At 37.9% G+C, this 13,758-nt stretch carries 14 protein-coding genes; 4 read left to right on the top strand and 10 right to left on the bottom strand.

Features of this window, described 5'->3' with window-relative positions; translation table 11 throughout:
• Positions 1 to 91: 91 nt before the first annotated feature.
• The 4 genes from H3Z82_RS11360 to H3Z82_RS11345 all read left to right on the top strand — a co-directional run bounded on the left by H3Z82_RS11360 (position 92) and on the right by H3Z82_RS11345 (position 2,865).
• Positions 92 to 904: a peptidase associated/transthyretin-like domain-containing protein gene (locus H3Z82_RS11360; protein ID WP_182205626.1), complete on the top strand. Its 813-nt coding sequence runs from the start codon at positions 92 to 94 to the stop codon at positions 902 to 904.
• A 37-nt stretch (positions 905 to 941) separates the two neighbouring features.
• Positions 942 to 1,694, top strand: a complete 753-nt coding sequence (locus H3Z82_RS11355; protein WP_182205625.1) for a hypothetical protein — start codon at positions 942 to 944, stop codon at positions 1,692 to 1,694.
• Positions 1,691 to 2,461, top strand: a complete 771-nt coding sequence (locus H3Z82_RS11350) for a hypothetical protein (RefSeq protein ID WP_182205624.1) — start codon at positions 1,691 to 1,693, stop codon at positions 2,459 to 2,461. The genes H3Z82_RS11355 and H3Z82_RS11350 overlap by 4 nt, the downstream gene beginning before the upstream one ends.
• Positions 2,462 to 2,574: 113 nt before the next feature.
• On the top strand, positions 2,575 to 2,865 hold the full coding sequence (locus H3Z82_RS11345; RefSeq protein ID WP_182205623.1) for a Sec-independent protein translocase subunit TatA/TatB: 291 nt from the start codon (positions 2,575 to 2,577) through the stop codon (positions 2,863 to 2,865).
• 229 nt (positions 2,866 to 3,094) lie between these two features.
• Here H3Z82_RS11345 and H3Z82_RS11340 read toward each other — a convergent pair whose 3' ends face one another.
• The 10 genes from H3Z82_RS11340 to H3Z82_RS11295 form a co-directional block, all read right to left on the bottom strand.
• A complete protein-coding gene (locus H3Z82_RS11340) occupies positions 3,095 to 4,201 on the bottom strand; it encodes a transporter substrate-binding domain-containing protein (protein WP_182205622.1) in 1,107 nt (368 codons plus the stop codon).
• Positions 4,202 to 4,440: 239 nt separating this feature from the next.
• Positions 4,441 to 5,361, bottom strand: coding sequence for a YeiH family protein (locus tag H3Z82_RS11335; RefSeq protein ID WP_182205621.1), 921 nt, complete (start codon positions 5,359 to 5,361; stop codon positions 4,441 to 4,443).
• Between the two features lie 73 nt (positions 5,362 to 5,434).
• Positions 5,435 to 6,319, bottom strand: coding sequence for a LysR substrate-binding domain-containing protein (locus tag H3Z82_RS11330; protein WP_182205620.1), 885 nt, complete (start codon positions 6,317 to 6,319; stop codon positions 5,435 to 5,437).
• On the bottom strand, positions 6,316 to 6,957 hold the full coding sequence (locus H3Z82_RS11325) for an O-methyltransferase (RefSeq protein WP_182205619.1): 642 nt from the start codon (positions 6,955 to 6,957) through the stop codon (positions 6,316 to 6,318). The genes H3Z82_RS11330 and H3Z82_RS11325 overlap by 4 nt, the downstream gene beginning before the upstream one ends.
• 239 nt (positions 6,958 to 7,196) lie before the next feature.
• Positions 7,197 to 8,282: an amidohydrolase family protein gene (locus tag H3Z82_RS11320; RefSeq protein ID WP_182205618.1), complete on the bottom strand. Its 1,086-nt coding sequence runs from the start codon at positions 8,280 to 8,282 to the stop codon at positions 7,197 to 7,199.
• Between the two features lie 123 nt (positions 8,283 to 8,405).
• On the bottom strand, positions 8,406 to 8,936 hold the full coding sequence (locus H3Z82_RS11315; protein ID WP_182205617.1) for a 3-hydroxyanthranilate 3,4-dioxygenase: 531 nt from the start codon (positions 8,934 to 8,936) through the stop codon (positions 8,406 to 8,408).
• A gap of 214 nt (positions 8,937 to 9,150) precedes the next feature.
• The gene (locus tag H3Z82_RS11310) at positions 9,151 to 9,933 is read right to left on the bottom strand and encodes an SDR family oxidoreductase (RefSeq protein ID WP_182205616.1); all 783 of its coding nucleotides are present in this window, start codon (positions 9,931 to 9,933) and stop codon (positions 9,151 to 9,153) included.
• A gap of 135 nt (positions 9,934 to 10,068) precedes the next feature.
• Positions 10,069 to 11,547, bottom strand: coding sequence for an aldehyde dehydrogenase (locus H3Z82_RS11305; protein WP_317172452.1), 1,479 nt, complete (start codon positions 11,545 to 11,547; stop codon positions 10,069 to 10,071).
• A gap of 185 nt (positions 11,548 to 11,732) precedes the next feature.
• Positions 11,733 to 12,188 carry a RidA family protein gene (locus tag H3Z82_RS11300; RefSeq protein WP_182205615.1) on the bottom strand — a complete coding sequence of 152 codons (456 nt, stop codon included), beginning with the start codon at positions 12,186 to 12,188 and terminating at the stop codon, positions 11,733 to 11,735.
• Between the two features lie 56 nt (positions 12,189 to 12,244).
• Complete coding sequence (locus H3Z82_RS11295; RefSeq protein WP_182205614.1) at positions 12,245 to 13,648, bottom strand: FAD-dependent oxidoreductase; 1,404 nt, start codon at positions 13,646 to 13,648, stop codon at positions 12,245 to 12,247.
• Between the last annotated feature and the right edge of the window lie 110 nt (positions 13,649 to 13,758).

Genomic DNA, 13,758 nt, shown 5'->3' with positions numbered 1-13,758 from the left:
TCTGCCAATTTAACAAAAGTTTAATCAGCCTTTAGACTTTAATTAAGAGAGTTCATGCTTTCTTTATCAGTCTAACTAAAAATCTAATCTTATGAAAACAGCTTTACTTTACTTCTTACTCATTGTACCTTTCTATTTCGTGACTGCACAAAATATCAATCGTGTAGAAGTTTCTGGAAAAATTGTGGTGGATAGTGATGATCTGGAGGGGATTACGGTTTACAATACATCCGCTAAGAAAGGGGTGCTTACTGATGAAAACGGTTTGTTTAAAGTTGAGGTGGCCTTAAATGATATTGTTGAATTTAGAGCCTTACAGTTTCAGGATTTTACAGTGACCATTGACGAAAACATTATTAAAACTAAAAAAATGACGGTGTTTTTGGTGGAGAAGATCAATAGACTGGACGAAGTAGTCATTCTGCCGTACGATCTTTCAGGAAATTTACTTGTAGATATTGAAAGTGTCAAAACATTTAATCCCGATTTGGATGCCATTTATTTTGGACTGGCAAATATGAATGAATACGAATTTCCAGATGATTATAAATCCAAGGTAGTTAATGTAGCTATGCCAGGCACAGGAAACCAAATCCCTTATGGGCTTGATGTGATTGGCATTGTAGACCTGTTCTTAAGACCAATTTTTAATTCCAAAAAGAATAAAGATGTTGAAGTCATGGGGCCTGAAAACTCCTACCAGGCGTTTACAGACCTATATAGTAATAAGTTTTTAGTGGAAAACTTCAATATTCCTGAAAATAAGGTAAATGACTTTGTGGCTTACGTAGAAGATCAAGGGGTTGATTTTTCGCTTTTGAATTCAGGAAATGAGTTTCAGTTTTTAGAGTTTATCAGCATTAAAAGTAAAGAATTTTTAGCCAAAGAACGTGAGAAGAACTAGTTGTTTAACTCCTTTTTTCATAATCTTCGGAATTCACTTGACGCTGGGACAAACTGTTGATCTCAGAGGCCAAATTGTTGCCAATGATGATGTGGAAGGGATTCATATTCTTAATAACACGTCCAGCACTTTTACCATTTCTAACCGCAAAGGTGAATTCACCATACCAGTTCAACTAAATGACACCTTGGCGTTTTCAGGAGTATCATACATAAAAAAGGAAATAGTGGTAAGCCAAGATATATTCAATTCAAAACTATTGACTGTCTATCTCGAGGAGAAAGTAACGACTTTGGATGAAGTGGTGGTGGGGCATATATTGACGGGCGATTTAAATTCAGATCTAAGAAATTCAGGAATAGAACGTGGAATCAATTTCTTCGATTTGGGAATTCCTGGTTATGCCGGGAAGCCTAAAACCCAAAGTGAGAGGCGATTGTATACGGCAGGCGACTTCAAACCTATACATTTATTGGGTTTATTAGCTGGTTCTCTTGAAGTAGATCCAATCTTGAATGCCATTTCTGGAAGAACTAAATTATTGAAACATAGGATACAGCTTGAAAATAAGGATAAATGTATTGATAGAGCAAAGTCAAATCTTGCTCAAATGTTATTTTCGGCACATCCTTTAAAGGAGCGGTATAGGAATCAATTTTTCTATTTCTGTGCCGATGATGCACAATTTGAAACCTTGTGTATTATTAAGGACGATTTTAAAACATTCGAGTTTCTGAAAGAAAAACTGGTGAGCTTTAAATCTATTTTGCAATTAAAGGACGAAGAGTGAGAAACAATCTAATTTTTATCATTCTCACCTGGTTTTTTGTGATAACTTCTCATTCGCAATCTATGGATGTGAAAGGCAAAATCAATGCACCGCACGAAGTGGATGGCATTCATATTATCAATAAAACCGCCAGTAGATTCACAATTTCCAATAGTTATGGCGAATTTGTTATCCAAGCAAAATTGAATGATACAATTCTCTTTTCAGGAATTTCCTATCAGCCTAAAGAGGTTATCGTGACCAAATTAATCATGGCATCCAAAGAGTTTACCGTGTATTTGGAAGAGTTGGTCAACGCTTTGGATGAGGTGGTCGTAGGAAAAGTGCTTACGGGCGACTTGCTTTTTGACATCACCAATGCTGATTTAAAGCGTGATCTCGATTTTTATGATTTAGGCATTCCAGGATATACCGGCAAATTGATGACCCAAACAGAAAGACGTTTACGAGAAGCTACTTCAGGAGGAGGTTTAATCCCAATTTTCCCAATCATTAATGCTATTACGGGACGGACAAAACGATTAAAAGAATATGTGAAATTTGAGAAGTTAAATACTTGCCTCGAAAAAATGAAATCTGACTTTTCTGCAGATTTATTTAACAATTATGATCTGAAAGACGAAAAAAGAGCAGAATTCTTCTATTATTGTCAAGATGATCCGGAGTTTGAAAATCTATGCAAATCAAAAAATGATATGGCTACTTTGCAATTCTTGGTAGCTAAACTGGAATCTTTTAATGCCATTCTGCAAACTCAGAAGGACTAGAAGGATCTCTGAATTGTTCATTGTAAACTTCAAAACAACTTTAACATCACGAGCTGATTAATTTAACAGTCGGCTTTTTTATTGGATTCAAAACATCTCACTATATTTGCATTGTGATACTACATTCAACATTCTTATTTATAGGCACCACAGAGGTCATGTTCATACTATTTATAGTAGTCATGGTTTTTGGTGCAGACAAAATTCCCGACATTGCGCGAGGTATGGGCAAGGGCATGCGTACACTTAGGGATGCTACCAATGACCTGAAATCTGAAATTTCCAAGACTACTGAAAAGAATGGCCTCAATACTACAGAACATACCAAGGCTTTTACTGATGAAGTAAAAAAAGTGAAAGATGAATTGGAAGAGACCATTGGCTCAGTGAAACGCAAATTATAATGTGTTTTTTCTGAAAATGCACTTCTTATTTTAGATTCGTCAACACCATTGTTTTACTAAAGTTTAAATCATTCTGTTTTAGGCGGTTAATGAAGAATCTTTTTCGTTTTATAGAGGCCTAATAGCAATTCACCACATTAAACATGATACTTTTAGCCAAGCATTCCGATGTCGGTTTATTGATGAAATACTATTTGATAAAGCTGTTCAAATAGATCTTAAAAGTCCTTTATTCGTCTTTATCCAAGTAATGATGGACAATATTTAAGACTTCCTGACTTTCTGCGAGTTCCAACAAGGTTCTGTTCACATCATAAATTAGCTTTGAATCCACGGGAAATGCGAAACCATACCCTTGCTTATAGTATTCGGCTTTGGCGATGAACAGTTCCTCATCCTTGTGGTTTTTCATATAATATAATAGTTGTGGACGGTCATAAACTACAGCATCTACCTCTTTATTGACCAATTTTGACATGGCTTCATTGATGTTGTCAACACCGGTGATTTTAGCTTTGTATTCTTTTAGAAAGGCCTCTGAGGGTGATGCGGAAATAGTTGCCACCTTTCGCCCCGATAATTGTTCCACATTGGCAAATGTTGAGCTGCCCAACGATGACAATGTGAGGGTGCTGGCGATTCCTGCCACCATTGAGGTTGCAAAAATTATCGAAATGATCATCCAACTTCCTGCAATAATCCGTCCCCATAGCGTAATAGGTGCTTTGTCGCCATAGCCAGTCGTGCTCATGGTTACAATGGCAAGCCACATACCTGTGCCAATACCATCAGCAATTTTTGAAGGAAATTGTTCAGGCGATCTTTTGCGCTCGGCCAACCACAACAAAGTTCCTACAATGGCTAAAATAATTAAGAAGATACCAACGGCAATTAATAATTTCATACTAAAAAGTGGCTTTATTCTTTGCCATAATGTTAAATCGTCAACGCGAGAGACAATTGCCAAACTCGAATTGTAAAAGGGTTGTGAAAAGTTCATGTATTCGAGACGTTGCGAGGTGATGCTTATTGGGCCCACCACGACATCCAAGTTGCCTTTATTTAAATCATATAAGGCGTCTTCAACAGTGTCATAGCTTTTATAGATATAATCCCAAGATTTTTTATTTGCCAGGTCTTCCCAAATTTCTAAGGCGATTCCTTTGGTTGACGAGTTTTGTGCAAATACAAAAGGCTCATTACCGGCAACACCTACGCGTAACTCGTCGGTAATGGAAAATGATGCCTTTGTATCCTGAGCATATAGTGTGGGGATATAAAATAAGTGAGTAAAACAAAAAAGAGTGAACGCTGTTACGAGGGTTTTTAATCGCATAAAATGTATTTTGGAGGCTTTATTTGAAGCGATATAATACTACAAATATTGTTTTTACACAAGTATTTTTAAACGATACTTAAGAAATATGTGATTTATTTCCCATCAGTGGGTTTTAATACCCCGAGGCTCGCCTCGATCAAAAAGACAATTCCTTATTTATGTCTCGTGGGCTTGCTCGCCTGTTCCGATCGGAAGGTTCCCGAGGTTCTTGATTTTTTAGTTGCTTCAGATGGCTTTTAGGAGCAAATATAAACTAAGGAGAAAACTGAAATGAAAATCCACAGCGAAATCGCGAGCGCAATGGGTTTAACACCAGTCTGTTTTAAATCTTTAATTGAAATTGTTGATCCTACCAAAAATAAGGTAACGACCAATAAACGTTTGGAAATGAATACGATGTCACCGGTAATAGCAATAGGAAGAACGCCATAACTGTTGATCACAATAGCTAAAATGAACAAACCAATAAAATAGGGGATTTTAATTTTTTCATTTTTGGTTTTAAAAAGAAACATAGAGAAGATTGACAAGGGAACGATCCATAGGGTTCTGGATAGTTTAACAGTGGTTGCAATCCTTAAAGCTTCATCACCAAAGCCCATTGCAGCTCCTACTACAGAGCTGGTGTCATGTATGGCAATGGCACACCACAAACCAAATTGATCTTGGCTTAAGTTGAACCAATGGCCTATTGCAGGAAATACAAAAAGTGCAATGGAGTTGAGCAAAAACACAATTCCCAAAGCCAAGCTAATTGTTTTTCCATCGGCTTTGATGACGGGTGAAATAGCGGCAATGGCACTCCCGCCGCAGATGGAAGTTCCTGAAGTTATAAGATGTCCCAACTTTAGATCCAATTTTAATAATTTGGTCAAAATCAATCCTATGCTTACCGTCAAAATAATGGAGTAAAAGGTTAGACCCAGGCCTTCTTTGCTGGTTTCAAAAGTCTCTTTAATGAACATCCCAAATCCCAATCCTACAACGGCTATCTTTAACAAAAGGTGAATGGCTTTTTGGCTTTGTTTTAAAAAGGGATTACCGAAAATAAGGGTAAATAAAAAACCTAAAAGTAGTGCAACTGGACTATTGACAACCCCCAAAAGGGCAATTAAAATTAGGAGTATGTAAAGTAATTTTGATAAAATGAATTTCATGCCATTAATTTATTGACACAAAATTAATTCTTTAGTATAACTATTATGCAAATTAATATTTGGTTCTTGATAACTAAAAGTTATAACTGGATCGTACGGTTTTTTCGAAATATTCCATGACTTTCGAATTGTAACCCGTTCTTGAGACAAAATAAAACCAACGTTCCATGCTCATATCTTTAATGTCAATCACTTTTAACTTGTTGTTCATCAAGTCGTCGGTGAGTGCATTGATGGATAACAAAGCATAGCTGTCAGAATGATAGAGATAATTTTTAATAGCTTCCGTGCTATTGAGATGTAAGATGGTATTGAGTTTTGAGATGTTGTTCTCTTTCAAAATACTATAAATCACATCCTTGGTTCCTGAACCCAATTCTCTTTCTACTATCGGCAACTGGAGTAAGGCTGATTTATCAATTGTATTATTTTTGATGGATTTGTTCTGTGCGTTCGTAACAAGCACAATTTCATCTTTGATAAACTTTTTAAAATGGAGTTGTTGGTTGTTGTGTTTTCCTTCAGTAATGCCAAAATTGAGCTGTTCACTGAGAATTAGGCTTTCAATTTCTTCTGAATTGCCACTCGTAATCTCAAAATGGACCTGAGGATATTGGGTTTTAATTTTTGCTAATATTTTCGGTATGATGTATGTTGCGACAGTTGTGCTTGCTCCAAATTGAATCTGTTCGGGCAAGGTCGTTTTCAAATTTAAAAACTGATTGTCCATTTCATCATAAATCTTAAGAATTCGATTTACATAAATTAAAAATGACTTACCATCTTCAGTGAGTTCAATGGAATTTCGTCTTCTGATAAAGAAATTGCTTTTATATGCTTCTTCTAAATTTTTTATAGTTTTTGAAACTGCCGGTTGTGAGATAAACAGCCGTTCCGAAGCTTTTGTAAAACTCAATTGCTCGGCCACAACTTTAAAAATGTGCAATTTGGTTTTCATTTTTTTCTACTTATGGTCAGGCCATCGCGGATAGGAAGTAGAATGGTTTCAATTCGATCATCATCTTTAAGCAGCTTATTGTAAGCCACAATGGCTTTTGTTGCAATGTCATCTTTTTTTAAAGACTCAAGTACTTTTCCGCTCCAGAGGACATTGTCGGACAGAATAAGCCCGCCGGGATTGAGCTTATCAATAATAAGATGAAAATAATTGCTGTAATTTTCTTTATCGGCATCTATAAAAACAAGGTCAAAATTGGTTTTTAATTGCGGAATGATGTCCAACGCATTGCCTAAATGTTGATGAATTAGATTTCCAAAAAAGGATTCGTCGAAATACCGACGCTGGAAATCCACTAATTCTTCATTACTGTCTATCGTGTGAAGTTCTCCATTTTTTTGAAGTCCTTCAGCCATACATAATGCCGAATACCCTGTATAGGTGCCAATTTCCAGTATGTATTTGGGATTCACTAATTTTGAAATCATACTCAATACCCGACCTTGATAATGGCCGCTGAGCATACGTGGTTGTAATATTTTTTGGTGTGTTTCCCTGGACAATCGTTGTAATAATTCTGGTTCGTTTTCCGAATGATTTTCGATATAATCCTCTAATTGATCTGATATAAAATGCATGATTTTCTGTTTGGTCGATTGTAATCGACTTGTTATTTCAATTTAATTTCCACCAGTGTTATTTTTAATGCCCTCAGGATTTTGATGTTTAAATGTCGTAGGTGTTTCCATGAGTTTAACTGCCTCAGGGGCTGGCTTTATTTGGAACACTATCTGATTATACATTGAACCATCGCGGTGACAGGAATGATTTTTTGTAAAATTTGAAGGATATAATGAACGCGTCATCCTTCCGCCACTTAGCCTAATATTCTATTGACCAATTTTTGCTTTGCATCCTCATCATCACCGCACAACCACCTGATCACATTATCTTCCCAAATGGCGTCACGCTCTTCTTCTGTAATGATTTCACGCTTTATGGCCAGATCCAAGATTTTTCCAGGATATGACGATTGTTGCGCGCTTTCCATTTCTCCCAATGGATAAGGGTCATCCAAGCCCATTATCACTTGTTTTGAACCTTGGTTTTTGATCAATAATTGCAAACCTCCAGTATCGTGTACCAAGGTATCAAAGAAAATGTTTTTGTGACCGACAGCTCTTCTCGGATGTGTTTTTCCTTGAAATAAATCTGGACGGCCGTCAAAACCTTGGATCCGTCGTCCTAAATTGATTTGTGCCAATTGTCCGCCATGGGCAAAACAGGTCCGCATATTCGGATATTTTTCTTGATAGCCATTTAAGGTTAAAAAGTGATAGGCATCAGCACATTGTGCCAACATCCATATCAAGTGGAATCGCCAAGAGGTGTTCTCTAATTTGATGAATTTTTCACCATCATAAGGATGGATTTCAACGGCTAGATTGTATTTATTGGCCATTTCAAAAATAGGCTCATTTTCTTCGTCAAAAATACAGCGCCAGGTACCAATAGTATCCATATAATGGGTAGGTAAGCACAGTAATTGCATGCCCAATTCTTCCACACACCGTTCAATTTCCCAACAGGCACCACGTACAAATCCGGGATGGACAACAAATCCGCAAGTAAATTTACTCGGGTTCTCCCTTTGTATTTTGGCATTAAAATCGTTTTGAAAACGTAGCGCTTGTTTCATTTCTTCTACACGCAATCCATTGCCGTATAATTGAGAAAGGTTTAATACAACGGCATGATCAATTTTAAATCGCTCCATCCACAGCAATTTGTCATCCAAAAAGAAACTCGAATCCGTTACTGGTCGGCTCCAATCCTTTTGAAGCATGAATTTCCGATCTTTATCCACCCAAAAGATTTCTTTATCCTTCATAAACTGAGGAATTTCCTCCGGATAAGGTAGGAGATGTGAATGGCCGTTGATACGAAGTTTACGTTTTGTCATGGTTAGTTCCCAACAAATTGGGTATGGTTTTTTAATGTTGTTTATAATTGAAAATTAAATCCTGTTTTCATCTCAATTATTGTGGATGAAACCGGGTTCCTTCTAACAAAGAGGAGATACTTATCAATCTATCTGTACTTTTTTGGGTGGCTCCATCAATTCACCGCAATTGGGACATTTTCTTTTGTCTTTATCGTTATAATATTTATCGAAAATCTTTGGCATATCAGTTTCGATATTTTCAACCGTAAAATCTTCTTCATATAATTTTGTGGTACAGTTTTCACAAAACCAAAGTAAGGCATCTCGCATCCCTTCTGGACGTTTATATTCAATGACCAAGCCGACGGTATTTGCGCCACGTTGCGGCGAATGCGGTACTTTTGGAGGTAATAGATAAATATCACCTTCCTTGATGTGTACATCCTTTGGGGTGCCTTTATCGATGATTTTCAAGACGATGTCACCTTCAACCTGATAGAAAAACTCAGGGGTTTCGTTGTAGTGATAATCTTTCCGATTGTTGGGACCACCAACCACCATCACGATGAAATCGCCGTCTTTCCAAACCACTTTATTTCCTACAGGGGGTTTTAATAAATGACGATTTTCTTCAATCCATTCCTTGAAATTTATGGGAGATACTAAGTTCATTTTATTTGATTTTTTGGGCGTTCCCTCCCGATAATTATCGGGACAGTTTAGGTTGTCGGCAGTCGCTCTCTCCCGATGTAAATCGAGAAAGGAGCTTCAATCCAGATAGCTATCGGGACCTCCATCCTTAACGCGAGATTGTGCTTTAAAATTAAGTATAAAACTGCAGAACGAAAAGTCTTGCTCATGGTACTTTTATCTCAATTCGTTCTTTTTATAACGATTTGGTCCGTCCGCCATCAACTGGCAGATTGATACCATTGATGTAACTCGCACATTCACTGGCCAAAAAAGTCACCGCATAAGCTAGCTCCTCTGGTTTAGCAAAACGCTTTGCTGGAATATTGCTTTTCATGGCATTAGCAGACTCCTCTTCACTGTTCCCAGTTTTAGCGGATTTATTTTTGATAATATCATTTAGTCTATCTGTTGCTGTAGCACCGGGTAATACGTTGTTGACGGTGATGCCATATTGACCAAGCTCATTGGCTAATGTTTTGCTCCAATTGCCAACGGCACCTCTGATAGTATTGCTAACCCCAAGCCCATCCAATGGTTGTTTTACTGAGGTAGAAATGATATTAATAATGCGACCATAACCTTCATTCTTCATGAAAGGAACAACAGTTTGGGCCAAAATATGATTGCATTTTAAATGTTGCGTAAATGCCTTATCAAATTCGTCAAGCTTTGCCGAAAAAACGGGACCTGCGGCCGGTCCTCCAGTATTGTTGACCAATATATGGAAGCCATGATTATTTTTGATAAACTTAGAAACCTTATGCTCCAGTTCTTCAGGATTTGAGAAATCCGCCACTATATAACTGTGGTTTTTTGAGTTAGGAAGTTTGTTAATTACCTCCCTCAGCTTATCCTCATTTCTCGCCACCAAAGTGATTTTAGTGCCTTCTGAAGCCAAGGCTATTGCCGTTGCTTTTCCTATGCCTGCTGTACTACCGCAAACTAATGCGTATTTGTTGTTTAGTTTTAAATCCATAATATACACCCTGCGAAGGCAGGGATCTTTTTAAGGTTAATTTTTATTGGATAATAGAATAAAGAATAAAGAATAAAGAATAAAGAAAAAAGACATGGTTATCTATTTTCTATTTTCTCTTCTCTCTTTTCTTTTCTAATATTTTATACACACATTCTTTGCCTCCGTAAAAAATCGTAGCGCTTCGAAACCACCCTCACGACCCACGCCAGAAGCTTTTATGCCTCCAAATGGCGTTCTTAAATCACGCATCATCCAAGTGTTCACCCAAATAATTCCAGCTTGTAATTGGCTGCTCATTCGCATGCTACGCTTTAGATTGTTGGTCCATAGGGTTGCTGACAATCCGTATTTTACGTTGTTGGCCATTTTTAAAACTTCATCTTCACTCTCAAAAGGCATGATAGACACTACAGGGCCGAAAATTTCCTCTTGATTCACTCGGCAGTCGTTCGATGCCACTTCAATGACTGTCGGTTCGAGATAATAACCATGTTCGTAATTTTTAACCACCACTTTATTGCCACCACACAGTATGGTACCGTTTTCCGTTTTGGCAGTCTCGATAAAGTCCAACACTTTTTCGAGATGCGGTTTTGATACCATAGCACCAATATTAGTCGATGCTTCTGAGGGATGTCCAACTTTAAGTGTTTTTACTTTCGCAATAAAATCCTTTTTAAATTTCTCATAAATAGAGGCATCAACAAAAATCCTGCTCCCACACAAACAAATCTGTCCTTGATTGGAAAATGAAGAACGTACCGTTGTTTTAAGCATATCGTCATAATCACAATCAGCAAAAATGATGTTTGGATTTTTTCCGCCCAATTCCAAAGATAGCTTTTTGAATAGAGGTGCTGCTACTTTTGCAATATGGGCGCCGGTTGCAGTGCCTCCCGTAAAACTAATGGCTTTGATGTCTGGATGTTCAACAATGGCCTGTCCTGCGGTTGAGCCCAGTCCGTGAACGATATTTAGAACGCCTCTTGGCAAGCCAGCTTCTGTGCAGATTTCGCCAAGTAAGTAAGCCGTCATTGGTGTGATTTCACTAGGTTTGGCAACCACACAGTTTCCAGCAGCAATAGCAGGGGCTATTTTCCAAGTAAAAAGATAGAGTGGAAGGTTCCAAGGTGAAATACAGCCCACCACACCAATAGGTTGGCGTAAGGTAAAGTTAATGGCATCTTGGCCGACACTTTCGTGACTTTCACTTGCAAATTGTGTGATGGCATTTCCAAAAAATCGAAAATTACTTGCTGCTCTTGGAATATCAACTTGTTTTGCTAAAGAAATTGGTTTCCCATTGTCATTACTTTCAGCTTCAGCAAAACGTTGTAGATTATTTTCTAATAGTTCTGAAATTTTAATGAGAATTCTACTGCGATCTTCCAAAGAAGTTTGCGACCAAATGGGAAATGCAGACTTTGCAGCGATATAGGCGTTTTCCACATCTTCCTTAGTGGAGTTTGGGATTTGACCGTACACTTCGCCATTGGCTGGACAATAGTTGTCTAGCCAATAGTCTTGAATTGGATTGATATATGCTCCGTTGATGTAGTTCCTAATTCCTGCGAAGGCAGGAATCTCATCTTGTATTTCCTTATTTACCACGAATTCACGAATTTTTTTGAAACCTGTCAGGTTCGATTAGAAAATCTTGCACCATCTTGTTGAGTAGATAGTCAGACTGGATTCCCATATTGTTTTATTTGCCACGTCCCGATAATTAGCGGGATCACGAATATTTTAGGAATATTTCCACTCCTGAAACTTCTCAGGATGTCAGGTTTTCTGTTTTATTGTTTTTTGTATGCGACGACTTTAATCTCTACTACCAAATCAGGATTTGGTAATTGATGCACGGCCACAGTGGTTCTAGTCGGTCCGGTTTTCTGATCAAAAAATTCTGCGTAAGCTTTATTATAGCCAGCAAAATCGTTCATATTTACCAAAAATGACGTCACATCCACCACGTCTTTAAGCGTAGCACCTTCTGTGGCGAGGTTTTTTTCAATGTTTTTAATGACCTCCCGGGTCTGTACTTCGGCATTTAAATGTTTAGTACCCATATCGTCAATAATGTCAACACCGGCAATGGTATTGTCGGCACGACGGGAACTGGTTCCTGAAACATATATAAAATCGCCAGCGCGTCTGGTGAGTGGATAAGTGCCTCTTGGTTTTACCCCAGTTCCTGCGCCCGCCTGACCGCCAGGCAGGGTGGCAGGAACCTCATTATTCTCTTTAGTCATAAATTTGTATTTTCTTTTTAAACCTGACAGGTTTTCAAAACCTTACAGGTTACTGTCTAATGTTTAAAATCCTTCGCCACCCGATCCTCATCCAAAATTTCTTGTGTGGCGGCTTTTACTTTTTCTAAATTCGTTTTTAAATCGTCGTTGAGGTCGAGTTCCTTGTCCGCCAACATATTCAAAATTGCCTTGTCTTGCGCCCGACCTTTCAACATGGCTTCATGATAGCTGATGTCCTCATTAAAGGTAACCAATGAATATTTTGAGGAGTAGTTATCTGGGAAATTTTTTTCCAATGCCATTTCCAAATTACGCTTTTCCCTAAAAATGGCATTGTTGACATGGCCTTTCATTTCATGAAAATTATCGATAGCTAAGTCTGCAATGGCATCGGTATCTCGTTTACGATGCTTCTCGTACGTTTTGAAAATAGTTTCCCAATCTTCATGGCCTTCATCCAAAACCTTGTCAAATACGGTAACATCTTCAAAAGAGGCGTTCATCCCTTGTCCATAAAATGGCACAATGGCGTGAGCGGCATCGCCCATTAAAAGAGTATTTCCTTTGTAGTGCCATGGGGAACACTTTACGGTTCCTAATGGTGATGTGGGATTGGTAAAAAAGTCTTCAATAAGATTTGGCATCAATTCCAGAGCGTCTTTAAAATACTTTTGGAAAAACTCAATAACTTTTTCTTCAGTTGTTAAATTGCCAAAATTGTATTCGCCATCCTCATAACTTAAAAACAGAGTCACCGTAAAACTGCCATCCAAATTTGGTAAGGCAATCAGCATAAAACTATCGCGTCCCCAAATATGCAAGGCGTTTTTATATGTTTTAAAACCTCCATTTTCAGTGGGTAGAAAACTCAATTCTTTATAGCCATGAGACAACCATTCCTGTGAAAAGCTAAACAAAAACTTTTTGCCTAAATAATAACTCTTGCGCAATGCAGAGCCAGCACCATCTGTAGCGATTATAACATCGGCATCTTCTACAAATTCGGTATTCGATTTATAATCTTTGAATAAAGCCGTTGTGTTTTCGAAATCGACCGATTTACATTTCTTATTAAAATGAATTTTGACGTTGTCGTGCTTTTCAGCTTCATTCAACAGTAAACCGTTTAAAAGACCTCTGGAGATGGAATTGATATACTCATGTTCACGACCGCTGTAAGGCGCCATGACCATTTTGCCTTCAATGTCATGCAACATTCGACCATTCATGGGAATGCATAATTCGCGGACTTTATCTTCAATACCGGCCAGTTTCATAGCTTTAATGCCCCGATCAGAAAGTGCTAAATTGATGGAACGTCCTGCGCTAATATTGGCTGTACGTATATCTGGACGCATTTCGTAAAGCGAGACATTATAGCCGCGTTGTCCCAAGCGTAAAGCAAGTAAGCTTCCGCATAGTCCGGCGCCGATGATAAGTATGTTTTGTTGTTTTTTCATGCCACTTCCCGCGAAGACGGGAATCTTGTTATTATTATTATTATTAAACCTACAAGTCCTGAAGCTTCGGGATGGAAACCTTGCAGGTTAATCTGACCATATAGTTTCGT

It is taken from the genome of Gelidibacter maritimus, from assembly GCF_014062315.1.
Lineage (GTDB): Bacteria > Bacteroidota > Bacteroidia > Flavobacteriales > Flavobacteriaceae > Gelidibacter > Gelidibacter maritimus.
This window is presented reverse-complemented; position numbering and strand designations above follow the sequence as displayed.